Annotated in this window: 25 protein-coding genes; 16 read left to right on the plus strand and 9 right to left on the minus strand. The window is 56.0% G+C overall.

What is annotated here, in order from left to right; translation table 11 throughout:
* Positions 1-128: 128 nt before the first annotated feature.
* From rsxD to dtpA, 6 genes are all read left to right on the plus strand, one after another.
* On the plus strand, positions 129-1,214 hold the full coding sequence (gene rsxD, locus OC597_RS05910) for an electron transport complex subunit RsxD (protein ID WP_261255035.1): 1,086 nt from the start codon (positions 129-131) through the stop codon (positions 1,212-1,214).
* 9 nt (positions 1,215-1,223) lie between these two features.
* Positions 1,224-1,853 (plus strand): electron transport complex subunit RsxG, encoded by a 630-nt coding sequence (gene rsxG / locus OC597_RS05915; RefSeq protein ID WP_261255036.1) that lies wholly within the window; start codon positions 1,224-1,226, stop codon positions 1,851-1,853.
* Complete coding sequence (locus OC597_RS05920; protein WP_135316385.1) at positions 1,850-2,548, plus strand: electron transport complex subunit E; 699 nt, start codon at positions 1,850-1,852, stop codon at positions 2,546-2,548. The genes rsxG and OC597_RS05920 overlap by 4 nt, the downstream gene beginning before the upstream one ends.
* Positions 2,548-3,189, plus strand: coding sequence for an endonuclease III (nth, locus tag OC597_RS05925; protein WP_085116616.1), 642 nt, complete (start codon positions 2,548-2,550; stop codon positions 3,187-3,189). Before OC597_RS05920 ends, nth begins: the two co-directional genes overlap by 1 nt.
* Before the next feature lie 5 nt (positions 3,190-3,194).
* Positions 3,195-3,596, plus strand: coding sequence for a hypothetical protein (locus OC597_RS05930; RefSeq protein ID WP_262208015.1), 402 nt, complete (start codon positions 3,195-3,197; stop codon positions 3,594-3,596).
* Positions 3,597-3,793: 197 nt separating this feature from the next.
* Positions 3,794-5,314: a dipeptide/tripeptide permease DtpA gene (gene dtpA, locus OC597_RS05935; RefSeq protein ID WP_261255038.1), complete on the plus strand. Its 1,521-nt coding sequence runs from the start codon at positions 3,794-3,796 to the stop codon at positions 5,312-5,314.
* 81 nt (positions 5,315-5,395) lie between these two features.
* On the opposite strand, the gene OC597_RS05940 is transcribed toward dtpA, so the two are convergent.
* Together OC597_RS05940 and OC597_RS05945 are read right to left on the minus strand one after the other, a co-directional pair.
* A complete protein-coding gene (locus OC597_RS05940; RefSeq protein WP_262208017.1) occupies positions 5,396-7,486 on the minus strand; it encodes a prolyl oligopeptidase family serine peptidase in 2,091 nt (696 codons plus the stop codon).
* A gap of 164 nt (positions 7,487-7,650) precedes the next feature.
* Complete coding sequence (locus OC597_RS05945; RefSeq protein WP_262208018.1) at positions 7,651-8,214, minus strand: helix-turn-helix domain-containing protein; 564 nt, start codon at positions 8,212-8,214, stop codon at positions 7,651-7,653.
* A gap of 113 nt (positions 8,215-8,327) precedes the next feature.
* On the opposite strand from OC597_RS05945, the gene OC597_RS05950 reads away from it, so the two are divergent.
* The 4 genes from OC597_RS05950 (at position 8,328) to OC597_RS05965 (ending at position 11,293) form a co-directional block, all read left to right on the plus strand.
* A complete protein-coding gene (locus tag OC597_RS05950) occupies positions 8,328-9,509 on the plus strand; it encodes a benzoate/H(+) symporter BenE family transporter (protein WP_261462480.1) in 1,182 nt (393 codons plus the stop codon).
* A 116-nt stretch (positions 9,510-9,625) separates the two neighbouring features.
* A complete protein-coding gene (locus OC597_RS05955) occupies positions 9,626-10,111 on the plus strand; it encodes an MEKHLA domain-containing protein (protein ID WP_261284458.1) in 486 nt (161 codons plus the stop codon).
* Positions 10,101-10,766 carry an O-methyltransferase gene (locus OC597_RS05960; protein WP_261255073.1) on the plus strand — a complete coding sequence of 222 codons (666 nt, stop codon included), beginning with the start codon at positions 10,101-10,103 and terminating at the stop codon, positions 10,764-10,766. The genes OC597_RS05955 and OC597_RS05960 overlap by 11 nt, the downstream gene beginning before the upstream one ends.
* 23 nt (positions 10,767-10,789) lie before the next feature.
* Complete coding sequence (locus OC597_RS05965; protein ID WP_261255074.1) at positions 10,790-11,293, plus strand: cupin domain-containing protein; 504 nt, start codon at positions 10,790-10,792, stop codon at positions 11,291-11,293.
* Here the strand turns inward: OC597_RS05965 and OC597_RS05970 are convergent.
* The gene (locus tag OC597_RS05970; RefSeq protein WP_262208019.1) at positions 11,258-12,112 is read right to left on the minus strand and encodes an aminoglycoside phosphotransferase family protein; all 855 of its coding nucleotides are present in this window, start codon (positions 12,110-12,112) and stop codon (positions 11,258-11,260) included. The two genes, OC597_RS05965 and OC597_RS05970, sit on opposite strands and share 36 nt — an antisense overlap.
* Positions 12,113-12,255: 143 nt before the next feature.
* On the opposite strand from OC597_RS05970, the gene OC597_RS05975 reads away from it, so the two are divergent.
* Both OC597_RS05975 and OC597_RS05980 read left to right on the plus strand, forming a co-directional pair.
* The gene (locus tag OC597_RS05975; protein WP_261255098.1) at positions 12,256-12,633 is read left to right on the plus strand and encodes a RidA family protein; all 378 of its coding nucleotides are present in this window, start codon (positions 12,256-12,258) and stop codon (positions 12,631-12,633) included.
* Positions 12,634-12,846: 213 nt separating this feature from the next.
* Positions 12,847-13,116 carry a hypothetical protein gene (locus OC597_RS05980; RefSeq protein ID WP_037418759.1) on the plus strand — a complete coding sequence of 90 codons (270 nt, stop codon included), beginning with the start codon at positions 12,847-12,849 and terminating at the stop codon, positions 13,114-13,116.
* Here OC597_RS05980 and OC597_RS05985 read toward each other — a convergent pair.
* Positions 13,113-13,508 carry a nuclear transport factor 2 family protein gene (locus tag OC597_RS05985; protein ID WP_261284456.1) on the minus strand — a complete coding sequence of 132 codons (396 nt, stop codon included), beginning with the start codon at positions 13,506-13,508 and terminating at the stop codon, positions 13,113-13,115. The two genes, OC597_RS05980 and OC597_RS05985, sit on opposite strands and share 4 nt — an antisense overlap.
* 234 nt (positions 13,509-13,742) lie before the next feature.
* On the opposite strand from OC597_RS05985, the gene OC597_RS05990 reads away from it, so the two are divergent.
* From OC597_RS05990 to gstA, 4 genes are all read left to right on the plus strand, one after another.
* A complete protein-coding gene (locus tag OC597_RS05990; RefSeq protein ID WP_261423749.1) occupies positions 13,743-14,408 on the plus strand; it encodes an HD domain-containing protein in 666 nt (221 codons plus the stop codon).
* A gap of 102 nt (positions 14,409-14,510) precedes the next feature.
* The gene (gene yjbD / locus OC597_RS05995) at positions 14,511-14,777 is read left to right on the plus strand and encodes a DUF3811 domain-containing protein (protein ID WP_085116604.1); all 267 of its coding nucleotides are present in this window, start codon (positions 14,511-14,513) and stop codon (positions 14,775-14,777) included.
* Between the two features lie 204 nt (positions 14,778-14,981).
* A complete protein-coding gene (gene dapA, locus OC597_RS06000) occupies positions 14,982-15,866 on the plus strand; it encodes a 4-hydroxy-tetrahydrodipicolinate synthase (protein WP_261284454.1) in 885 nt (294 codons plus the stop codon).
* Between the two features lie 92 nt (positions 15,867-15,958).
* Positions 15,959-16,564, plus strand: a complete 606-nt coding sequence (gene gstA, locus OC597_RS06005; RefSeq protein ID WP_261255129.1) for a glutathione transferase GstA — start codon at positions 15,959-15,961, stop codon at positions 16,562-16,564.
* A 48-nt stretch (positions 16,565-16,612) separates the two neighbouring features.
* Here gstA and pdxY read toward each other — a convergent pair whose 3' ends face one another.
* From pdxY to anmK, 5 genes are all read right to left on the minus strand, one after another.
* On the minus strand, positions 16,613-17,473 hold the full coding sequence (pdxY, locus tag OC597_RS06010) for a pyridoxal kinase PdxY (RefSeq protein ID WP_262208020.1): 861 nt from the start codon (positions 17,471-17,473) through the stop codon (positions 16,613-16,615).
* A 65-nt stretch (positions 17,474-17,538) separates the two neighbouring features.
* Positions 17,539-18,813, minus strand: a complete 1,275-nt coding sequence (gene tyrS / locus OC597_RS06015) for a tyrosine--tRNA ligase (protein ID WP_261284452.1) — start codon at positions 18,811-18,813, stop codon at positions 17,539-17,541.
* 139 nt (positions 18,814-18,952) lie between these two features.
* Positions 18,953-19,606: a pyridoxamine 5'-phosphate oxidase gene (gene pdxH / locus OC597_RS06020; protein ID WP_099061829.1), complete on the minus strand. Its 654-nt coding sequence runs from the start codon at positions 19,604-19,606 to the stop codon at positions 18,953-18,955.
* Between the two features lie 87 nt (positions 19,607-19,693).
* Positions 19,694-19,996, minus strand: coding sequence for an MliC family protein (locus OC597_RS06025; protein WP_261284451.1), 303 nt, complete (start codon positions 19,994-19,996; stop codon positions 19,694-19,696).
* Positions 19,997-20,041: 45 nt separating this feature from the next.
* Positions 20,042-21,163, minus strand: a complete 1,122-nt coding sequence (gene anmK / locus OC597_RS06030; RefSeq protein ID WP_262208021.1) for an anhydro-N-acetylmuramic acid kinase — start codon at positions 21,161-21,163, stop codon at positions 20,042-20,044.
* Positions 21,164-21,487 lie beyond the last annotated feature (324 nt).

Here is a 21,487-nt window from a genome sequence, read left to right on the forward strand (position 1 = left end):
CCCTACCATTAAGACGTATTACCCTTGCGGTGATTCAGGTAGAATGCAGCGCTATAATTTTTCCTGCGTCTCCGCTGAGAGGCGCGTTGAACCTGCCGATGTCCGGCAAAGATAGGTGTCGTTATTCTATGAAGTTCAGGCCGGTACAACCCACAGCCGCCAAAGGCTTGCACATCGCCAGCTCCCCCTTTACCCATAACCAGCAAAGCACCAGCCGTATTATGCTGTGGGTGATGTTGGCCTGTATTCCCGGTATCGCTGCGCAGGTATGGTTTTTTGGCTATGGCACACTGGTCCAGACCGCACTGGCGATGATCGTCGCCCTGCTGGCAGAAGGCACCATCCTTGCGCTGCGCAAGCTGCCGGTACGCACCCGGCTGGCGGATAACTCGGCCCTGCTGACCGCCCTGCTGCTGGGCATCAGCCTGCCACCGCTGGCCCCCTGGTGGATGATTGTCATCGGCACCTTCTTTGCCATCGTTATCGCCAAACAGCTGTACGGCGGCCTCGGGCAAAACCCGTTCAACCCGGCGATGGTCGGTTACGTGGTATTGCTGATCGCCTTCCCGGTGCAGATGACCAGTTGGTTGCCGCCGGATGAGCTGCGCGCCACCGCGCTGTCGTTCCAGGATACCCTGCTGGCCATTTTCAGCGGCCATACCGGCCAGGGTGCCACCATCCATGAACTGCAAATGGGTATCGACGGCATCAGCCAGGCCACCCCACTGGACGGCTTCAAAACCGGCCTGCGCAGTGGCCATAGCGTCGAGCAAGTGCTGCAACAACCGCTGTTCGGTGGCGCAGTGGCCGGTATCGGCTGGCAATGGGTTAACCTGGGTTTCCTGGCCGGTGGCCTGTTCATGCTGGGCCGTCGCCTGATCCACTGGCAGATCCCGTTCAGCATGCTGGCGGCCATCGCCCTGTGTTCCGGTTTGGCCTGGTGGCTTGATCCGGCGCAGCAGGCCTCGCCGCTGATCCACCTGTTCTCCGGTGCCAGCATGCTGGGCGCATTCTTTATCGCCACCGACCCGGTCAGCGCCTCCACCACCCCGAAAGGTCGCCTGATTTACGGCGCATTGGTGGGCGTGCTGGTGTGGCTCATTCGGGTTTACGGCGGTTATCCGGATGGCGTGGCCTTCGCGGTATTGCTGGCCAACATTACTGTTCCGCTCATCGACCACTACACGCAGCCCCGCGTGTACGGCCATCGCTAAGGAGCCATGATGCTAAATTCAATGAGAAAGCATGGCACCACGTTGGCGGTGTTTGCCGCAGTGACCACCGGCCTGACTGCGGTGGTCCATAGCCTGACGCAAAGCACCATCGCCCACCAGGCGGCGTTACAGCAAAAGTCGCTGCTTGATCAGGTGGTGCCACCGGAACACTACGACAACAACATGCAGACCGAGTGTTTTTTGGTCAGCGATCCGGCATTGGGCAATGGCTCGCCGCATCGTCTGTATCTGGCGCGCAAAAACGGTCAACCCACCGCAGCCGCACTGGAAACTACCGCACCGGACGGTTACTCCGGCGCCATTCAGTTGCTGGTCGGTGCCGATTTCAGCGGTAACGTGCTGGGTACCCGGGTCGTCTCACATCACGAAACCCCCGGGCTGGGCGATAAAATTGAACTGCGTATCTCAAACTGGATCTCTTTCTTCAGCGGCAAAAAGATTGACGGCCCGGACGATAAACGCTGGGCGGTGAAAAAAGACGGCGGTATGTTCGATCAGTTCACCGGCGCGACCATCACACCGCGCGCCGTGGTCAACGCCGTTCGGCGCACGGCATTGTATATGGAAACGCTGCCGCCTAAACTTGATAGCTTACCTGCCTGTGGAGCCAGCGAATGAGTGAAGCCAAAGATCTGATTGTCCAGGGGCTGTGGAAGAATAACTCCGCGCTGGTGCAATTGCTGGGGATGTGTCCACTGCTGGCCGTCACCTCCACCGTCACCAACGCCCTCGGTCTGGGGCTGGCAACCACGCTGGTCCTGATACTGACCAATACCTCGATATCCGCGGTACGCCGCTGGGTGCCGAATGAAGTGCGTATCCCGATTTACGTGATGATCATCGCGGCTGCGGTGAGCATCGTACAAATGTTGATCAACGCCTATGCCTTCGGCCTTTATCAGTCGTTGGGGATCTTTATCCCGCTGATCGTCACCAACTGCATCGTGGTCGGTCGCGCCGAAGCGGTGGCTTCTAAAAAACCGGTCGGTCTGTCCGCACTGGATGGCCTGGCCATTGGTCTGGGTGCCACCGGCGTGATGGTGACGCTGGGTGCAATGCGCGAACTGTTGGGTAACGGTACCCTGTTCGACGGGGCCGATATGCTGTTGGGCAGTTGGGCCAAGGTACTGCGGATTGAAGTGGTTCACTTCGACAGCCCGTTTCTGTTGGCCATGCTGCCACCGGGGGCCTTTATTGGCCTGGGCCTGTTGTTGGCGGTAAAATACCTGATTGACGAAAGGATGAAGGCGCGCACGGCCAAGGCATTACTGGCCGAACCGGCGCAGGGACAAGGACAGGCAGAGAAAGCGTAATGAACAAGCAAAAACGGCTGGAAATTCTTACCCGACTGCGTGATAACGATCCGCACCCGACCACCGAACTGGTGTACACCACGCCGTTTGAGCTGCTGATCTCCGTGCTGCTGTCTGCACAGGCGACCGACGTCAGCGTCAACAAGGCCACCGCCAAGCTTTATCCGGTGGCCAATACGCCGGCGGCCATGCTGGCACTGGGTGTCGACGGCGTTAAAGGCTACATCAAGACCATTGGCCTGTTTAACAGCAAGGCCGAGAACGTGATCAAAACCTGCCGTATGCTGCTGGAACTGCACGGCGGCGAGGTGCCTGAAGACCGCGCTGCGCTGGAGGCCCTGCCCGGCGTCGGCCGCAAAACTGCCAATGTGGTGCTTAATACCGCCTTCGGCTGGCCAACTATTGCCGTCGATACCCATATCTTCCGCGTCTGTAACCGCACGAATTTCGCACCGGGCAAGAACGTCGATCTGGTGGAGGAGAAACTGCTGAAGGTGGTGCCCGCCGAATTCAAGGTCGACTGTCACCACTGGTTGATCTTGCACGGCCGCTATACCTGCATCGCGCGTAAGCCCCGCTGCGGTTCCTGCATGATTGAAGACCTCTGCGAGTTTAAAGAAAAAGTCTATCCCGACGCCTGATGCCGATGGGTGCAACGCAGCACCCCGCTTCGGGCCCCCACGCCACTGACCTATTTTTTATCGGAAATGTGATATCAAGCAGCAGTAACCTTGGTGTTTTCACGGATTTCAGTGAAAAACTCACTTCTCGCTTATTTTCAAGCGAAAAATTAGTCAAAAATTGCGGTAAACCTCACGTTTTGACGATCACATTGTCGTCACAACCGCCAGAGGCATTTTCCCAAATTTCTATAATTTTACAAAAACCGTCATATGCACAACAATCCAATGGATTATTCACCACACCTATTGATATGAACCATCAAAAGCCATTACAGCAGAATATCTCACTGTTTAAATTCTGTACCCCTTTTAATCAAAACAAAAACTCGGCAAAGCAAACAAAGTCGAAAGTTAATGCTGCATAACATTTGTAACATGGTCGTTTCACTTCACGGGCGTTATATGTAACAGAATATGACAAACGTCTTGCCTCGTTGACAAAGATAGTGAACATTAACCGCCGTCATCCCATCCTATAACAACGCAGAAGGATGCAGTCCTGCATCACCTTTTGCAATTTCCCGTCTTTCTGAGTCGGGGCAGTGAAAAATCAGAGGTACCAGTGTCAACTGCAAACAACAACAGCGAACATCCTGAAAGCGTCAGTCTCAACGCCTTCAAACAGCCTAAGGCGTTTTACCTGATCTTCTCCATCGAGCTCTGGGAACGTTTTGGTTATTACGGCCTGCAAGGCATCATGGCGGTTTATCTGGTCAAGATGCTTGGCCTGAGCGAAGCCGACTCCATTACCCTGTTCTCCTCCTTCAGTGCGCTGGTATATGGCTTCGTTGCCATCGGCGGCTGGCTCGGGGATAAAGTGCTGGGCTCCAAGCGCGTGATCGTGCTGGGTGCGCTGGTGCTGGCCGTCGGTTATGCCATGGTAGCCTACTCCGGCCATGAAATTTTCTGGGTTTACCTGGGTATGGCGACCATCGCCGTGGGTAGTGGTCTGTTCAAAGCCAACCCGTCCTCCCTGCTGTCAACCTGCTACGAGAAAGACGATCCGCGTTTGGACGGTGCATTCACCATGTACTATATGTCCGTCAATATCGGGTCTTTCCTCTCCATGTTGGCCACTCCTTGGCTGGCGGTGAAATATGGCTGGAGCGTCGCGTTCTCACTGAGCGTGGTGGGCATGCTGATCACCCTGGTCAACTTTATGGTTTGCCACAAGTGGGTGAAGAATCACGGTTCCAAGCCTGACTTCAAACCGCTGCATATCCAGAAACTGCTGATGGTGCTGGTTGGCGTGGTTGCGCTGGTCGCCATTTCAAGCTGGCTGCTGCACAACCAGGTGGTTGCTCGCTGGGCGCTGGCGCTTATCTCCATCGGTATCGTGATCGTGTTCGCCAAGGAAGCCTTTGCCCTGCACGGTGCGGCACGCCGCAAGATGATCGTCGCCTTCCTGCTGATGCTGGAAGCGGTCGTGTTCTTCGTGCTGTACGCCCAGATGCCAACCTCACTGAACTTCTTCGCCATCCATAACGTTGAACACAACATCCTTGGCCTGGCGTTCGAACCTGAGCAGTATCAGGCGTTGAACCCGTTCTGGATCATGCTGGCCAGCCCGATTCTGGCAGCACTGTATAACAAGATGGGTGACCGTCTGCCGATGCCGCACAAGTTCGCTTTCGGTATGATCCTGTGCTCCGGTGCTTTCCTGGTATTGCCATGGGGTGCCAGCTTCGCCAATGAACAGGGCATCGTTTCGGTTAACTGGCTGATCCTGAGCTATGGACTGCAGAGTATCGGCGAACTGATGATCTCCGGTCTGGGTCTGGCCATGGTTGCACAACTGGTGCCACAACGCCTGATGGGCTTTATCATGGGTTCCTGGTTCCTGACCACGGCTGCCGCTGCACTGATTGCCGGTAAGGTCGCGGGTCTGACTGCCGTGCCTGCCAACATCAACGATGCGCACGCTTCACTGGCTATCTATAGCCACGTGTTTATGCAAATCGGTATCGCCACCGCCGTGATCGCCATCCTGATGATGCTGACCGCGCCGAAGCTGTACCGCATGACGCTGGACACCGCAGAAGACACCGAGAAGAAAGCTCAGGCGGCCGCTACTGCCAACTGATCGCTAACGACGGTTTCAGACAGGTAAAAGAAAGCCGGGGCAATAATTTGCCCCGGCTTTTTTACGTCATCACCCTGTGGTTCAGGCGGTGGATTTAGCGCTCAGATTGACCCACATAAACTCACTGACCAGTGCACCGTGGAACGCGGCCTGTTTCTTGTCCGCTGCAGCGCTGTGTCCGCCCTCGGTATTCTCATAGAAATGGGCCTGTGGATAGCCCATCTGCTGCATGCGTGCCGCCATTTTACGGGCGTGCGACGGATTAACCCGATCGTCACTGGTGGCGGTGTAAAACAGCACCGGCGGGTAGGATACGCCCGCTTTGATGTTGTGATACGGCGAGAAGGTTTTGATGTACGCCCACTCTTCCGCTTTGCCTGGGTCGCCGTATTCGGCAATCCAGGAAGCACCGGCAGAAAGCTGGGTATAACGCTGCATGTCCAGCAATGGCACTTCACAAACGATGCAGCCGAAAAGCTGCGGGTACAGCGTCAGCATATTGCCCACCAACAAGCCGCCGTTGCTGCCCCCTCGCGCCCCCAGATGTTGTGACGATGTCACTTTTCGGGTAATCAGATCCTGCGCCACGGCGGCAAAGTCCTCATAGGCACGATGACGGTTTTGCTTAAGCGCCGCCTGGTGCCATGCTGGGCCATACTCGCCACCGCCGCGGATATTCGCCACCACATATACCCCACCGCGCTCCAGCCAGGCCGGCGCCTTGGCCCCCATATACCCCGGTAACAACGACACCTCGAATCCGCCATAACCGTACAGCAACGTGGGATTACTGCCGTCCAGTTTAATGCCCTTGGAAGAGACCTGGAAATACGGTACGCGCGTCCCGTCTTTAGACTCCGTGAAGTGCTGACTGACCTGATAGGCACTGGCGTCAAAGTCCTGCGGCCCCTGCTTGAGCAATTCCGCTTCGCCGCCGTCGAGATTGCCCAGGTACAGCGAGGTCGGTTGCAGGAACCCACTGAGCGTCAGGAAGTAATCGTTGGTTTCGTCATCGACGCCACCGGCAGAAATAGTGCTGATCGCCCCCGGGTTACCCAATGGCTTACGCTGCCAGCTTTTGCCCTGTGGCGTCAGCACTTCCAGCCGGTTGACCACATTGTCCATGATGCTGAGGATCAGATGGTCACGCGTGCCGCTGTAGCCACTCAGGGCCGCCTGGGCCGTCGGGGTGAATAACACCGTCAGCTCACGCTTACCCGCCAGATAATCGTCAAAATGGGCGGCCAGCAGTGAGCCTGAAGGATAACGAGTCCCCCCTACTTCCCAGTCGCTGCTCGGTTTAATCAATATCCACTCCCGGTGCGTGCTGAACTCGGCATCGGCGGGAATGTCGATTTTGACTTGTTGATCTTGCTCATTCAGCAGATAGGTTTCACGACGGTAGAAATCCAGGCTGCGCCCCACGTAGTTGCGTTCAAAGCCCGGCGTCTGGTCATGATAAGCAAACACCGTCATATCCTGCGGTTGCGCCTCATACAGGGTATGAGCGGCACTCAGCGGTGTACCGCGCCGCCAGCGTTTGGCAATGCGCGCATAGCCGGACTGAGTCATCGAACCTGCACCGAAATCAGTCGCGATAAACAACGTGTCCTTATCGATCCACGAAGCCTGACTTTTCGCCACCGGCAGCACAAAGCCATCTTTGACGAACTGCTTGCTGACCAGATCAAACTCGCGGATCTCCGTCGCGTCGCCGCCATCCGGCGACAGTTCCAGCAGGCAGTAACGGTATTCTGGTGCCAGCGACTGCGAACCGTGGAACACCCAGTCTTTGCCCTCGGCCTTGCCCAACGCGTCAATATCCAGCACCGTTTCCCAGGCCGGCTTGGCTTTGCGGTACTCCTGCAGCGTGGTGCGCCGCCATAAGCCGCGTGGATTGGTTTGATCCTGCCAGAAGTTGTAATAATAATCGCCGCGCTTGGCGACCCACGGGATTTGGCTGTCTTTATTCAGAATATCCAGCACCTGTTTTTCCACCTGCCGGAAGCCTTCGCCCTGAGCGAAACGCGCGGTGGTCCGCTGATTCTCCTGCTTGATCCACGTCTGTGCGGCCTTGCCCTGCAGCTCTTCCAGCCATAAAAATTCATCGGTGGCGCTGGCGCCGCCTTCTGCCGCCATCGCCAGGCGGATACTGTTAGGTAATGAAGTCATTGCGAATACGGCTCCTGCGGTTTGTGCGCTGAGTTTAAGAAACTGGCGTCGGTTGCGGTGAGTGATCGGCAAAATCAATCTCCCTTTGAGGGTTAATAAGAATCATTTTCAATAAGGTAGGCGTTTGGTGAGGCGGAGTCAAAGCCTGCGCCAATGCCGTTGAGTCAGAATTTAGGGTAGTGAATCAAATCGTGAATGCGCACCGTCTGTTGACTGGCATTACGGTAGGCATGGGGCCGATCGGCCTGAAAGCGCATCGCCTCACCGTGGGCCAGGTGGTGCCACTCGCCATCTACCGCCAGTTCCAGTTCACCGCTGATGACAATCACATGCTCAATCACGCCCGGCTCGTGGGCCGAAGATTCGCTGAGCGCGCCCGGTGCCAGATCGATAACGAACATGTCAAAACCCAGTTGTTGATCGAACGGGAACAGTGGTACCACCCGCATATCGGCATTGTATTGATTGAACACCGGAGCATCGCCATAGCGATGCAGCGTGGCCTGCTGTTGCAGCGGCGATATCTCCAGAAAGGCGGAAAAAGCCACGTTAAAACCGGTAGCGATTTTCCATAAGGTAGCTACCGTCGGGCTGGATTCACCCCGTTCAATTTGCCCCAGCATCGCCTTGCTGACACCGGTGTTTTCGGCCGCCTGCGCCAGGCTCCAGCCACGCTGCATGCGTAGCGTTCGAAGCGTTTGTGCCAGATGGCCAGACAATTCCTGCATATTTTTCTCCCCTGATAATGCGGCTGATTATAGCCACTTGTGCGCTATAACGCACGGTGCTATGCTCGCCGTTCATCGTGCGTTATAACGCACAGCTGCTGCCGGAGTGTGCCATGCGCCCTGCTATCTCTTTACGTCATCTGTCCCTGCCTGCCATCATGGCCGGCTTTGTTGCGGTGCTGGTCGGCTACACCAGTTCTGCCGCGATTATCTTTCAGGCGGCTGCCGCGGCCGGCGCCACGCCGTTGCAGATCGGCGGCTGGCTAAGCATGTTGGGGCTGGGGATGGGCATTACCTCGCTCGGGCTGTCGCTGTATTACCGTACGCCCATTCTGACCGCCTGGTCGACCCCCGGTGCCGCCCTGCTGGTCACCAGCCTGCCCGGCACGCCGATCAACGAAGCGATTGGCGTATTCATCTTCGCCTCCGGGTTGATCCTGCTGTGCGGCGTAACCGGGCTGTTCGCCCGGCTGATGGATTATATTCCGCAGGCCATTTCGGCGGCGATGCTGGCGGGGATCCTGCTGCGCTTTGGCCTGGATGCTTTTGCCTCGCTGCAGGTCAATTTCGTGCTCAGCGCCGGCATGGGGCTGGTGTATCTGGTGACACGGCGCTATCTGGCACGTTATGCGATTGTGCTGACGCTGCTGGCCGGGCTGGCGATTGCGGCACTGCAGGGCAATATTCATCTTTCACAGCAACCGCTGGCGTTCGCCGTACCGGAATTTATTACGCCGCATTTTAGCTGGTCGACACTGCTGGGCATTGGCGTACCCTTCTTTGTGGTCACCATGGCGTCACAAAACGCCCCCGGCATCGCCACGCTAAAGGCGGCCGGCTACAGCGTCCCGACTTCGCCACTGATTAGCTGGACGGCGCTGACGGCGCTCCTGCTAGCGCCGTTCGGTGGCTTCTCGGTGTGTATCGCCGCCATTACCGCGGCTATCTGTATGGGGCCGGACGTGCATCCCAATCCACAACGCCGCTACATGGCTGCCGTCGCCGCCGGGGTATTTTATTTGCTGGCCGGCGTGTTCGGCGGCGTTATCGGCATGTTGTTCACTGCACTCCCCGTCGCCTTGATCCACACCATTGCCGGGCTGGCCCTGCTGGGCACTATCGCCGGTAGTCTGCAACGCGCACTGCAGGATGAAAAACAGCGCGACGCCGCGTTAATCGCCTTCCTGATCACCGCGTCCGGTGTGACGCTGCTCGGCGTCGGCTCTGCTTTTTGGGGAATTATTGGCGGCGCGGTTGCCCATATCATCCTGTCGCTGCCGCAGCGGGCAAAATAACCCCAAACTGCGTTCAAGTCTCGGTTCATCCGGCAATATGTTCCCCCTTCGGCGATCTTCTGCTTAACTGAGAGGGGGAACGACTGTTGCCCCTCGGGACCGTTAAGGGAGCCTTTATGCCATCTTCCGCGCAGATTGACCTGATTCAACAGATAGATGCCGCGTACCAACAATGGACTGGCGAAGGCCTGCCAGGCCCACAGGCGGCTACCGCAGAACGTTTCTCCTGGCTGCATCAACAAGCCCCCTACAGCCTGCTGGCTCACACCGGCGGCGGTGATCCGGTGTTTATCTATGCCAACCACTGTGCTCAACAGTGCTTTGGTTATTCCTTCGATGAGTTTATCGCGCTGCCTTCGCGGCTAAGCGCATCCCCGGCGGACCGCGCCGAGCGCCAGCAATTGCTGGATACCGTGACTCGGCAAGGTATTGCACAAGGGTATCGTGGCCTGCGCGTCGATAAATTCGGCGACACTTTCACTATTTATGATTGCGAAGTGTGGCAGATCCCAAGCGGAGGTCAGGCCGCGCTGTTCTGGCCGCAGCCGAAACGCCGACCGGGCTGGTATAACCCACAACACCAGGTGAACCATGCAAGATGATAACCATTGGGCTCAGGTTGACGCTTATATCGTCGACAAACTGGTCACTCAGGATGAAGCCCTGTTACAGACGCTGACTGCCAACGGTCTGGCAGGGCTGCCTGAACATGACGTGGCACCCAATCAGGGCAAGCTACTACACCTGTTTGCCCGTATGGTGAATGCCAGACGCATTCTGGAGATCGGTACTCTGGGCGGCTACAGCACCATTTGGCTGGCGCGCGCCTTGCCGCCGGAGGGTTCGCTGGTCACGCTGGAAGCCGATGCAACCCATGCCGACGTGGCCAGAAAAAATATTGCCCTTGCCGGATTGAGTGAACAGGTTGAGTTGCGGGTGGGTCCGGCCCTCGCGAGCCTGCCACAATTACCGCCAGACGCGCCTTTCGACCTGATATTTATTGATGCCGACAAGCCTAACAATCCGGAGTATCTGCGCTGGGCTCTGGCGTTGTCACGCCCCGGTACGGTGATCATCGGCGACAACGTGGTGCGTGATGGTGCTGTCACCGATGCCACCAGCACTGACGACCGGGTTCAGGGCGTACGGCGTTTTTTTGACATGATGGCGAATGAACCGCGTCTCAGCGCTACCGCCTTACAAACCGTAGGCAGCAAAGGTTGGGATGGGTTCTCCATCGCCATCGTTAATGATTAAGTGACAATGTCACGAGGATAGCCATGAATGATCCTGCCGCGCTGCTAGCCCAGCGCCTGATCCGTAACTTCGAACAGGTTGAAAAAACGCACGACTCCCGCCCACCGCTGTATGACAGCATAGGTACCCGTTTGGGTACCGGTACGGCAGCCAGCAAGCTGGGTGCCTCCATCGATATCGTGGCACCGGGCATGCGTTCCTGCCCTTATCACTTTCACTACGCACAGGAAGAAATGTTTATCGTACTGGAGGGAACCGGCACCTTGCGGGTGGCGGGCGAACACCTGCCAATTAAAAGCGGTGACATGATTTTTATCCCGCCGGGGCCGGAATACCCGCATCAGATCATCAACAGTTCGGACGCGCCGTTGAAATACCTCTCCATCAGCACCCGCGAACAGCCCGAATTGGTGGAATATCCGGACTCAGGCAAGTTTCAGGCGACGGCACTGCGCGAAAATGGCGAGCCGGTGCGCTATGTGCAACGCCCTTCAGCCTCGCTCGATTATTGGCAGGATGAACCCTGAGTCCCCTTCCGGTAGCGAGAGGTCCAACGCGCGTGCGGCCTGCTCTGCAACACGGAAATCGATATCCGCTGCCTCGCCATCCTCCATAAACCAGGCCGCGGACAACCCGGCCCAGGCGAGGATCCACTGTAGCAGACGCTGACGATCCAGCCCGGCCAGTTGGCAGACCTGCTCCACCCGGCGGAGAAAAATATCAGGATCGGTGGCAACACCGTAGTTGGGGTTACAGAAGATATTGGCGTAATCGAAGGCGCGTTCGCCATACAGACGTTTAGGGTCGATCACCAGCCAGCCGCGCTCGCCGAAATCCAATACGTTGTCATGGTGAATGTCACCATGCAGCACACTCAGTTCACGCGGACTGGTCAGCAGTTCCGCCGCCGCCGTGGCGCTGAGACGCAGCATGCCGCCGTGCGCCTGCGCCGCTGGCCACAGCGAGTTAAACCACTGGTCTAAAGGGATCAGCTCCGGCAAAGGCTGAGAGCGTGGCGCATGCAGGCGGGCAATTACCTGACACAGGATCGCCGTCGCCTGCCGATCGTCGCCGTCTCGCACCATCTGCGGCAATGAGAGGCTGCCTTGCGCACGCTCCAGCAAAATACCGTCGTCATGCCAGGCCAGCACTCGTGCAGCGCCTTCGCCCTGCCACCAGCACATCAACAACCCGCCGAACTTTTCTTCCTGTTCGCGGGCAACTTTCAGCATGGCGGCGCCCCCCTGATAGCGTACCGGCATCAGCAGGCTGCTGTGAGTTTCAAATGCCGGGCCGTCGGGCTGCAACTGCCAGCGTTGCATATAGGGAATTAAGGCCTGATTCATTACCCTGAAACGTCCTTCACAGTTATAAATGAATGTTAGTGATATTATTTAAAAGCAATAAGTCTCAGCGTACTTCCGATGTTCACCACTCCATCCTAACCAAGTTTGTTTACTTTTTTAATTAATCTCTCGGGGTTTTTACCATGACATCATTGAAGCGCATTAATTATCCGCAGTTGCCGACGCCGGGCGGACCCTATGTCCATGCGGTGCGCCATGGCGATACGCTGTATATTTCCGGACTGACGGCATTTGCCACCGAGGCTCAGGGGCAAAGCACGGCGCAACAGGCGCAGGCGATTCTTGAGCAGTTGGCGACTATCGCCGCCGACGAAGGGACCAATCTCAAGGCGCTGATTAAAATAACGGTGTTTTTAACCGATATCGGCGATCTGCAGGCCGTACGGCCGGTACTGTTTGATTATTTCGATGGGGCGCTACCAGCCAGTTCACTGGTTGCGGTCAGCGCATTGTTCTCACCGCAGGTCAGCGTTGAGATCGAGGCCGTCGTGGCGTTATAAGATAAGGGCGCGATCACGCGCCCTCTGCCATCACCACAGCCAAAAGTGAATAAATATCCCACCACGTTTTTCGGCGAATTTGCTGGTCAGCAAAATAATTTTCCTCTGAGATCCCCTGCGGTAAAAAACTGAACGCAGCGCACGTTTGTCTTTGCCGCCATCGGGAAAATTCTGCTAATTTACCCCTAAGAAATTTATTACCGACGAGACGCTATGCAGCAAAAGCCGGTTATGCACGAAGCCAGACAGTTAAAGCGCCTCAACGCCGCCACGCGACGACAATCCCATATGTACAAATGGATTGCCTTTATCGCGGCGATGGACGCGGTGCTGGTGTTTTTTTATGACCGGGATATGCGCAACATTACCTTTTCAGGCGCTGTCGCGCTGGTATGCGGCTATTTGTGGATCCGCGATCGCAACAAGGCACGCGGCTACCGACGGGAGTACGATCGCAAATTTGGCAAACACAGCGGCCTTTAGCCCTGCATGGCTTCCAGTACTTTTGCACTGTCAACGATTTGCACAAACTTGATGATTTTCCCCGCATGCAACTGATAAATATGCGCGAAGGATGCGGTGAATGATTTGCCGGTCACGCCATAGGTGCCATGGTAGAAACCCTGAGCGATGACGTTCTCGCCGGCATCATAGAAGTGATCGACCTCGGCGCGATAACCCTGCCATTCCGTTCCCAGACGCTGATGAACATTTTTGAAGATCGCCTCTGGGCCAATATAGGTGCCGGCATAGGGAAAGCCTGCGGCTTCGGTCCATTGCGCATCGGGCGACAATGCCGCCAGCAGATTGCGGCCATTCTCTTCGGCACTGCCGCCTTCATAGGTAGCGCGTACGATTTCAAGATTCGTTGACATGGCGTTTCTCCAATTGCATGAGCGGGATATTCCGGCCATACCCCACGGACACAGGCTTACACCAAGCGGGGATGACCGGAATAGGAACATTTTAGGTTGCTTATTCCGGTATAAAAACCGCGATTACGGCAATAGTCTGTTGCAATACAGTAAACAATCTTTTTGCCGTTCTGTCATAACCGCCTCATCAACGGCTGTTATAGTTTTAGGTTTTCCGCTTACAAGGAACATAGCGTGCATTTTTCAACCCTGGCGCAGGAATTGTTGCAACCGTTTTCACCTCATCAGGAATTGGCCCAGGCACTGTTGCCACTGACTCTCGATTCCGATGATGGCTCACATGACGTGGCTCATTTGCACCGCGTGTGGAAAAATACTCACACTATCAGCCAACAGGAAGGCGGTGACCGCCGAGTCCTGTGTGCGGCCGTGCTGTTACATGATTGCGTGGCGGTGGAAAAGAACTCGCCACAGCGCCATCTGGCTTCACGCATGGCGGCGGAAAAAGCCACCCTGATGTTGACCCAACTGGGTTGGGAACCCCAGGATATCGCCAAAACCGCCCATGCTATCGAGGCCCACAGTTTCTCCGCCGCCATTACCCCGGAAACGCTGGAAGCCAAAATACTTCAGGATGCCGACCGCCTGGACGCCATCGGCATGATTGGCGTGGCACGCTGTTTCTATATTGGTGGGCGTATGCGCAGCGCATTGTATGATGCTGCCGATCCGCTGGCGCAGCAGCGCCAATATGACGACAAGCGTTTTTGTCTGGATCACTTCGAAACCAAACTGTTCAAGCTGCAGGAAGGTTTTCAAACCGCGACCGGCAAGAAAATGGCACTGGAACGCACCGAACGCATGCGGCGTTTTCTCAGCGAGTTGCAGGAAGAAATGTGACAGACTGGCTCACCCTACCCGGCATTTAGGTCACGGCAGCGGCATCTTCGGGCCTCTAATTGCTGTACACTGTCGATCATCTTCACTGACCGGGCTACAACAATGAAAAAACTGACGCTGAAAGACATGACGGAAAGCGAGCAACGTGAAGTTAAAACCGAGCTGGATAAGGCACGCAAAAACCTCGGCCGTGCATTAACCAACGCCGAAAATAACAAAATCAAAGATGAAGTGGTGGCACGAATTACCGCCGCCCGAGCGAAAATTGAAAAAGCCACCCGGGCCGAGCGTAAAGCCAATCGCATCCAGCCCACCGGTGAAACCTTCAACTGGACGGCCTCGATGAACAGCACCCGCCGCCCCCGCTAAGACCACTCGAAAACCCTGCCAAGGCAGGGTTTTTTATTTCCCTTTTTTATTAGCCAAACTCATCTGCGCTACTTAATCATGAATAACCGTGTTATCAAGCGGTTGTAAATTGACAGCCTCATGCAGAATATTCATTATCAGCGCATCATCTCCTCGCTTGTTTTCTTATTTGGCTTCTTATTGCTCGCACTGAAGGAACTTACTATGGCCTCATTTTCCGGTATTTGGGTTGCGTTGGTTACCCCATTTAATCACCACGCCGTCGACCTGCCTGCGACCCAACGGCTGGCTCAACATCTGATCGCCTCTGGCGTCGATGGGTTGGTCGTCTGTGGCACTACCGGTGAGGCAGCCGCGTTAAGCCAGCACGAACAGTTGGCGGTGCTCGATGCGGTGTTGGCCGTCACCCCGGCTCATCAGGTGGTTATGGGCTTGTCCGGCAATAACATGGTCGACACCCTGCAAATGCAGCAGGCGATCCAACTGCGTGACATTGCCGGCGTACTGATCCCTGCACCTTATTACATTCGCCCATCGCAATGCGGCCTGGTGGACTACTTCACCCAGCTTGCGGATGCCTCAAGCGTGCCGGTGATCCTCTACAACATTCCGCAACGTACCGGTATTGTGATCGAGCTGGCTACCCTGCGGCAGATCGCGCGTCACCCGCAAGTGAAAGCGATCAAAGAGTGTAGCGGTAATCCTGACACCATGATGGCGCTGATTAATGACGGTGAAATCGACGTACTGACCGGTGAAGATAACCTGATCCTCACTACGCTGTGCCTGGGCGGTACCGGCGCCATCTCTGCCTCCGCGCACATTCACCCGCAGCGCTTTGTGCAGCTGGTACAACAGGTCGCAGAGGGTGATTTGATTGCCGCTCGCGCAAACTTCTATGCCCTGCTGCCGATGATCCACCAGATGTTCAGCTTCCCTAACCCGGGCCCAGTCAAGGCTGCGCTGGCGCAACAAGGCTTGATCCACAACGAGTTGCGCTCCCCCATGCAGGCCGTGCCGCAGGCGTTGCAACAGCAAATTGCCGATACCCTGGCGCAGTTGCAGCCGCAAGCCGAACTGATAAGTTAAATTTGTCGATTAAACCACTGTAATTTTGACGTTATAGAGCTAGGATCACAGGTTAAGCATGCCTGTCACTCATCACTATCAAGGAGCTTTCGATGAAACTGTTCTATAAAGCCGGTGCCTGTTCTCTGTCTCCCCATATTGTACTGCGCGAAGCAGGCCTGGATTTCACAGCGGAAAAGGTAGATCTGGCGCTGAAAAAGACCGAAAGCGGCGCGGACTACCTGGCCATCAACCCGAAAGGACAAGTACCGGCCCTGCTGCTGGATGATGGCAGCCTGCTGACCGAAGGCGTGGCGATTGTGCAATATCTGGCGGATCGCGTGCCGGACCGTGGCCTGATCCCCACTGCAGGTACGCTGTCGCGTTACCATGCGATTGAATGGCTGAACTATATCGCCACTGAGTTGCACAAGGGATTCAGCCCGCTGTTTAACCCAAAAACACCGGAAGAATACAAAACCATCGCGCGGGAAAAACTGGACAAGCAGTTCGACTATCTGGATTCGGTGCTGGCGAAGCAGCATTTCTTGTTGGGCAACAAGTTCAGCGTGGCGGATGCCTATTTGTTCACCGTGATGCGTTGGGCCATCGCCCTGCAGTTTGATATCAAAAAGCGCACCCAGCTTTCGGCCTATTTTGATCGCGTGGCCGCACGACCAGCCGTAGATGCGACGTTGAACGCGGAAGGTTTGAAATAATATCTGCGCCCCGGCAAGACAATTCGCCGGGGCACTTTGTCAGCAGAGTTACAATTTTACCGCTTTAAACTCACAGCTCGGCTGCACAATACGATCCTGAGCCGCGACCACCTGCAACTCATACTGCCCCATGGCCTGAGTCGTCAGCATCACCTCATATACCGCCGCCGTCACGTGCTCCAGCGCTTTGTCTAACGCCTCACCCTTGAGTAAATTAACCAACAACAGACCGCTGGTCAGGTCACCGACGCCGACCGGTTGACGCTCGCCGAAGTCCACCAGCGGACGGCTGATATGCCAGGCTTCACTCGCCGTAACCAACAGCATTTCGAAACAGTCAAGATGGTAACCGGCACGGCTAAGATGCTTGACCAGCACCACTTTCGACCCTTTGGCAATCAGTTCGCGTGCAGCGCTAACCGCCTGCCCCACGTTGGTCACGGTGCGCTGGCTCAGCAACTCCAGTTCCAGCAGATTAGGCGCAATCATGTCACTGCACGGCAACGCCTGCTGACAATGAAACTCTGCCACGCCCGGCGCCACGATACAGCCCTTTTCCGGATGACCCATCACCGGATCGCAGAAGTACCAGGCGTTCGGATTGGCCTGCTTGACCTGACGCACAATCTCCAGGATATGGCTGCCCTGCTCCGGTGAGCCGATATAACCACTCAACACCGCATCGCAATGCTTGAGTTGGTCAATATCCGCAATGCCCTGGGCAATCTCCGTCAGATGGCTGGCCGGCATCACACAACCGGTCCACTTGCCGTACTGAGTATGATTGGAAAACTGCACGGTGTTCAGCGACCAGACGTTAACGCCCATGCGGCGCATCGGAAATTCTGCCGCGCTGTTACCCGCATGGCCAAACACCACATGGGATTGAATAGAGAGAATGTTTTTCATCAAAAACCTGCTCTGAGGCCTTAAAAATAAAGGGGCCACTGAGGGCCCCTTTGCTGTAGTTTTGATTACTTCCAATCAACCAGGCAGTAATGCTTTTTGCCGCGACGTAGCAGCGTGTAGCGACCGAACAGGCGATCGGCATCGCTGAAGCCGTATTCGGCGTTGGACTGCTTCTCACCGTTGATGGTCACCGCATTGGAACCGATCATGGTGCGCGCCTGGCCACGGGAAGGCACCAGTTCGGCATTTACCAGCGCCTGTTGCAGATCGGCGTCGCCATCGAGCTTGATGGTCGGCATGCCGTCCTGCGCCAACTGGGCGAAGTCCGCTTCGGTCATCTCGTGCAGCGCGCCAGAGAACAGGCTCTGGGTGATACGCTTGGCCGCGGCCAAACCTTCCGCACCGTGCACCATGCCGGTCACTTCTTCGGCCAGAACATACTGGGCGCGTGGCGCTTTGCCGCTGTTCTTGTCTTCTTCTTCCAGCGCGTTGATCTCGGCCAGATCCATAAAGGTGAAGAACTTCAGGAAGCGGTACACGTCGGCATCGGCCGTGTTGATCCAGAACTGGTAGAACTTGTACGGACTGGTTTTTTCGGGTGCCAGCCAGACTGCGCCGCCTTCGGTTTTACCGAATTTGGTCCCGTCGGCCTTGGTGATCAACGGCACGGTCAGGCCGAATACCTGTTGCTGGTGCATGCGGCGAGTCAGATCGATACCAGAGGTGATATTGCCCCACTGGTCGGAACCGCCGATCTGCAGTTCAACCTGATGACGGTTGTACAGCTCGGAGAAGTCATAGCCCTGCAACAGGTTGTAGGAGAACTCGGTGAAAGAAATGCCCGAGTCGTCACGGTTCAGACGCTGCTTCACCGCTTCCTTGTTGATCATCTGGTTGACGGAGAAATGCTTGCCGATATCACGCAGGAAGGTCAGCACGTTCATGCCGCCGAACCAATCGTAGTTGTTGGCGGCTATTGCGCTGTTGCTACCGCAGTCGAAATCGAGGAACGGAGAAACCTGTTTGCGGATTTTATCCACCCACTCATTCACCGTCTCGGTGGTGTTCAACTTGCGCTCAGCCGCTTTGAAGCTCGGGTCACCAATCAGACCGGTGGCACCGCCAACCAAGGCTACCGGCTTGTGCCCGGCGAGCTGGAAGCGCTTCAGGCACAACAGAGGAACCAGATGGCCCAAATGCAAGCTGTCAGCGGTCGGATCGAAACCGCAATACAGTGCAATTGGCCCTTGCGCCAGTCGCTCTGCTAACGCTTCTTCATCCGTAACCTGGGCAACGAGGCCCCGCTCTTGCAGTTGTTTAATCAAGTTGCTGCTTGCCATCAATGACTCCATGTATAAACGAATGCACCTTTGTCGGTACACGACCTTTCGCCCACTGGCGAAATATTAAATTCAGAATAACGCATAGAATAAAGCGCCGGCGACATCAGTGCCAGCGCTTAAGGGGGATTTTCGCTGTTCAGGGTGCCAGTCGGTCAATTTTCCAGTCATTCCCGTCCCGTTGATACAGGAAACGGTCATGCAGACGGTTGGCACCGCCCTGCCAGAACTCGACGGAGTCGAAATTAACCCGGAATCCACCCCAGAAACTCGGCAGTGGCACTTCGCCCTGTTGGAATTTTTGCTTCAGTTCGAGGAATTTGCTTTCCAGCACGCCACGCGCTGAAATACGCGATGACTGCTGCGACACCCAGGCACCGATCTGGCTGTCTTTCGGCCGGCTGGCGAAGTATTTCATGACTTCGAACGTGGACAAGCGCTCTGCTTTACCGAGGAAAATCACCTGACGGTCGAGCATGTGCCACGGGAACAGCAGACTAATGTGCGGGTTATTCGCCAGTTGCTGAGCTTTGCGGCTCCCCAGGTTGGTGTAGAACACCAGCCCTTTGTCATCAAAATGCTTGAGCAACACAATACGCTGGTAGGGTTGGCCGTTTTCGTCCACCGTCGCCACACACATGGCGGTCGGATCGGCCAGGCGGGCGTCACAGGCCTGTTTCAGCCAGTGTTCAAACAGTTCCAGCGGATTGGCGGACAGATCGTTACGGCGCAGGCCGCCACGCGTATATTCGCGGCGCAGGTCCGCAACATCAAATTCATTATTTTCAATCATTCGGTTATCAACCAACTGAAAAATCGTGATTCTATTCTGCGCCAGCGGCGTCAGGATCTCAATCGCTCTGACGCCGCAACGGCCGGATCAATTCGTCAACGTACAATCGCTCATGATCACTTTGCCATTACGCTCAAGGTAGGCGTTTTGGCCCTTCGACCAAAAGGTGTATTTACCGTCGCTGTATTTCGCACCGGACATGGCCAGTACCTGTTTCAGTTTCAGTTGCTCACCGTCCATCAACAGGCTGACGGTGCTCTCTTTACCGTCCAGTGACACCGTTAACGGTGTAGTGCCGCACTGGTAATGCAAGGTCTGGCTGTTTTGCGGCAGAACGTAGCTGCAACCGGCCAGCGCCAGTGCGCCGGCGGCAATAATGATTTTTTTCATGCTGTTGCTCCTTAGGAAAATCCATCGATTTCTATCCTAACAGAGCTAGCGACCCCCTAAAGGCAAAACCGGATAAATCCCACCCAGCAGGGTTTCACGGCTGGCGCCGGTGACCGAAGGCAGGTTGCCGGGCTGCCCGGACAAGGTGCGAAACGCCAGCCAGGCAAAGGCCAGCGCCTCCATATCATCACCACTGATGCCAAAATCATCTGTCAGGCACACTTCGGTACCTGGCAACAACGCAGACATCCGCGCCATCAGTAGGGTATTACGCGCCCCGCCGCCGCAGACCAGCAGACGTTCGCAGCCGCCCGCCAACTGAACCTGTTCGCAAATGGTGATTGCCGTCAGTTCTGCCAGCGTGGTTTGCACATCAACCGGGCTCACCGCCGCCCGCCCCACGAACTGCTGCTCCAGCCAGGCTGCGTTGAAATATTCTCGCCCGGTACTTTTCGGTGCCGGCAGCGCGAAGTAAGGATCGGCCAACATCTGTTGCAACAACGGTAAGCAAACGCGCCCTTCCATCGCCCAAGCGCCATCTTTATCGTAAGGCTGTGAGTGATGACTCCATATCCAGGCATCCATCAGCATATTGCCCGGCCCGGTATCAAAGCCACGTACCGCCGCCCCCGGCAACAGCATCGACAAATTGGCGATGCCGCCAATATTCAGCACCATACGACGCTCTACCGGATGCGCCAGCAGCGCCTGATGAAAGGCAGGGACTAACGGAGCCCCCTGGCCGCCGTAGGCCATATCGCGCCGGCGGAAATCGCCAACGGTGGTGATATTGGTTAGCGCGGCAATGCGATTATTGTCGCCCAGTTGCATAGAGAAGCGCGCATCACCCTCAGGTTCATGCCAGACCGTCTGGCCATGACAGCCGATGGCCGTGATGTCGTGCGCCGCCACACCGGTTTGCTTCAGTAAGCCCAGTACGGCCTCGCCAAACAGCGTGCCAAGCTGCGCATCCAGCCGCCCCACCGCAGAAAGCGTGGTCTGCTGGCCCTGACACATGCCGAGAATATCCTGCTTCAGTTGGATCGGCATCGGATGGCTGTAACTGGCCTGCTGCGCCACCATACGTCCGTCGATCGCAGCGAGCACCACGTCGACGCCATCCAGACTGGTGCCAGACATAACACCTATATAGCGGCCTGACTTCATAGCGACATCCTTTACCCTTTACGGGGAAGCAAAATTTTGACCTGACAAATAAACCAGAATTGCCACATTAACGCCATGAATTATGTTGTATTTTTTCACCTCTGTGAGCAATGCGCCTGTTTCTTGCCAGAGCCACATATTGATAACCACGGTTAAACAGCGGTTCAACCTGCGACGTATTTTCTTCCAACGCTGTTATAAAGCTAAACCACCGTTTATTATTGGTTGAACAGAGCAAAGCTAAGCTGCGTGCAGTAGCGGGTCATGGTGATGTACGTGCGTTTAGGCCATACTTTGTCTATCATTTTTATGAATCTAGCCTGG

The organism is Serratia proteamaculans, assembly GCF_946227095.1.
Lineage (GTDB): Bacteria > Pseudomonadota > Gammaproteobacteria > Enterobacterales > Enterobacteriaceae > Serratia > Serratia proteamaculans_E.

Bases quoted from the DNA above. Each gene is read 5' to 3' on its own strand.
- rsxD (WP_261255035.1), top strand. From the start codon at position 129: ATGAAGTTCAGGCCGGTACAACCCACAGCCGCCAAAGGCTTGCACATC.
- rsxG (WP_261255036.1), top strand. From the start codon at position 1,224: ATGCTAAATTCAATGAGAAAGCATGGCACCACGTTGGCGGTGTTTGCC.
- OC597_RS05920 (WP_135316385.1), top strand. From the start codon at position 1,850: ATGAGTGAAGCCAAAGATCTGATTGTCCAGGGGCTGTGGAAGAATAAC.
- nth (WP_085116616.1), top strand. From the start codon at position 2,548: ATGAACAAGCAAAAACGGCTGGAAATTCTTACCCGACTGCGTGATAAC.
- OC597_RS05930 (WP_262208015.1), top strand. From the start codon at position 3,195: ATGGGTGCAACGCAGCACCCCGCTTCGGGCCCCCACGCCACTGACCTA.
- OC597_RS05940 (WP_262208017.1), bottom strand. From the start codon at position 7,486: ATGACTTCATTACCTAACAGTATCCGCCTGGCGATGGCGGCAGAAGGC.
- OC597_RS05945 (WP_262208018.1), bottom strand. From the start codon at position 8,214: ATGCAGGAATTGTCTGGCCATCTGGCACAAACGCTTCGAACGCTACGC.
- OC597_RS05950 (WP_261462480.1), top strand. From the start codon at position 8,328: ATGCGCCCTGCTATCTCTTTACGTCATCTGTCCCTGCCTGCCATCATG.
- OC597_RS05955 (WP_261284458.1), top strand. From the start codon at position 9,626: ATGCCATCTTCCGCGCAGATTGACCTGATTCAACAGATAGATGCCGCG.
- OC597_RS05960 (WP_261255073.1), top strand. From the start codon at position 10,101: ATGCAAGATGATAACCATTGGGCTCAGGTTGACGCTTATATCGTCGAC.
- OC597_RS05965 (WP_261255074.1), top strand. From the start codon at position 10,790: ATGAATGATCCTGCCGCGCTGCTAGCCCAGCGCCTGATCCGTAACTTC.
- OC597_RS05970 (WP_262208019.1), bottom strand. From the start codon at position 12,112: ATGAATCAGGCCTTAATTCCCTATATGCAACGCTGGCAGTTGCAGCCC.
- OC597_RS05975 (WP_261255098.1), top strand. From the start codon at position 12,256: ATGACATCATTGAAGCGCATTAATTATCCGCAGTTGCCGACGCCGGGC.
- OC597_RS05980 (WP_037418759.1), top strand. From the start codon at position 12,847: ATGCAGCAAAAGCCGGTTATGCACGAAGCCAGACAGTTAAAGCGCCTC.
- OC597_RS05985 (WP_261284456.1), bottom strand. From the start codon at position 13,508: ATGTCAACGAATCTTGAAATCGTACGCGCTACCTATGAAGGCGGCAGT.
- yjbD (WP_085116604.1), top strand. From the start codon at position 14,511: ATGAAAAAACTGACGCTGAAAGACATGACGGAAAGCGAGCAACGTGAA.
- dapA (WP_261284454.1), top strand. From the start codon at position 14,982: ATGGCCTCATTTTCCGGTATTTGGGTTGCGTTGGTTACCCCATTTAAT.
- gstA (WP_261255129.1), top strand. From the start codon at position 15,959: ATGAAACTGTTCTATAAAGCCGGTGCCTGTTCTCTGTCTCCCCATATT.
- pdxY (WP_262208020.1), bottom strand. From the start codon at position 17,473: ATGAAAAACATTCTCTCTATTCAATCCCATGTGGTGTTTGGCCATGCG.
- tyrS (WP_261284452.1), bottom strand. From the start codon at position 18,813: ATGGCAAGCAGCAACTTGATTAAACAACTGCAAGAGCGGGGCCTCGTT.
- pdxH (WP_099061829.1), bottom strand. From the start codon at position 19,606: ATGATTGAAAATAATGAATTTGATGTTGCGGACCTGCGCCGCGAATAT.
- OC597_RS06025 (WP_261284451.1), bottom strand. From the start codon at position 19,996: ATGAAAAAAATCATTATTGCCGCCGGCGCACTGGCGCTGGCCGGTTGC.
- anmK (WP_262208021.1), bottom strand. From the start codon at position 21,163: ATGAAGTCAGGCCGCTATATAGGTGTTATGTCTGGCACCAGTCTGGAT.